Origin of the sequence: Arcticibacter eurypsychrophilus, from assembly GCF_001730525.1 — a bacterium.
GTDB classification, from domain to species: Bacteria; Bacteroidota; Bacteroidia; order Sphingobacteriales; family Sphingobacteriaceae; genus Arcticibacter; species Arcticibacter eurypsychrophilus.
Genome location: NZ_MDFN01000067.1, coordinates 1 through 1,445, shown reverse-complemented (window position 1 = coordinate 1,445; position 1,445 = coordinate 1). Strand labels below are relative to the sequence as shown.

Sequence of the window (1,445 nt, the reverse complement as noted above, 5' to 3'; positions counted from 1 at the left end):
GTCCGTTTATTTTTATCGGACAACAATGATTAATAATATCAAAATGGATATAAAATGACAATAATAACTACTATTCTAAAAGTACTACAGCTTTTTCTAAAAGATAAGGTCAAATAAAACAGTAATTATCATTGAAATAAAGGCTCTGCATGTCTAGAGGATTCAAGATTAGAGAAATTGGATTTGATGGTGTGCTTGTTTTTTTATTTAAATATGCTGTATTCGTCTTTGAGAATTAGAGGTATTGTTTCAAGTTTTTCAGCAATATGAGATGGCTCGATCTGTCTCTGTTTTCTTGTCGGTTTGATTATCAACCTCAGCGATTGATCGTAGGTTATATATTGCCAAACCCAGTTTATTAGAATAAATAATCGGTTTTTTACTCCGATAACCGACATCAAATGTACCAGCATCCAGGTGATCCAAGCCATAAAGCCGGAGAACTTTATTCTTCCCATTTCAGCTACAGCTAAATTTCTACCAACGGTTGCCATGCTTCCCTTATCTTGATATATAAAAGGTTTCAATGGCTTAGAAAATGTCAGACTTTTTAGATTGTCTGCCAGCAAAGTTGCCTGTTGCATGGCAGCAGGAGCGACTTGAGGATGGCCCTTCGGGTTTTCTTGGGTTGTCATACACGCGATATCACCTATCGCAAACACATTCCTTTCCCCCTGAATCAAATTATGTTTATTTACCAAAATCCTGTTATTCGGTAGCAAGCTCTCAGGAGATATCCCCGGCATTAAAACTCCTTTTACACCTGCTGCCCAGATCAGGCAGCGGCTTTTCAATGTAGTGCCATCACGCAGGAACACATTTTGACCATCATAATCTTTAACTGCGGTATCTGTGTTTACTTCCACACCAAGGTCCTTCAAATATTTGCTTACTTTAGTCGACGAGCTACCACTCATTCCGCCCAAAAGATGATTTCCTGCCTCTAATAAATAGATCTTCATCGAATTAAAGTTCAGCTCCGGATAGTCTTTCGGTAGTAACTTGTTTTTCATTTCTGCGATAGCACCGGCTAGTTCTACGCCTGTAGGGCCGCCACCCACAATAACGATATTAAGCAAGGCGTTGCGATCAGATTCGTTCTTAGCCACTAACGCATGTTCATAGTTCTGCAATAAGGTGTTCCGAATAAGCAAGGCATCGGACACTGATTTCATGGAATAGCCATATTGCTGTAAGTTATCGCTGCCGAAATAGTTTGTTTCAGCACCATGGGCCAATACCAGGTAGTCATAGGGTATTCTGCCGATACTGGATTCGATTTCATTACCTTCCGTGTTGATCTTCTTTACTTCAGTAACCCGTATGAAAACGTTTGCGTTTTTTTGAAAAACCTTTCTCAGAGGAAAACTTATGCTGCTTGGTTCCAGTCCTGCTGTAGCAACCTGGTAGAGTAGGGGCTGGAATTGATGATAATTATTCTTATC

Annotated in this window: 1 protein-coding gene; it reads right to left on the bottom strand. The window is 39.6% G+C overall.

Translation table 11 applies throughout. The features are described from left to right. Positions 1-203: 203 nt before the first annotated feature. Positions 204-1,445, bottom strand: a 1,242-nt coding sequence (locus BFL47_RS18975) for an NAD(P)/FAD-dependent oxidoreductase (RefSeq protein ID WP_069661367.1), incomplete at its 5' end; no start/stop codon positions are given.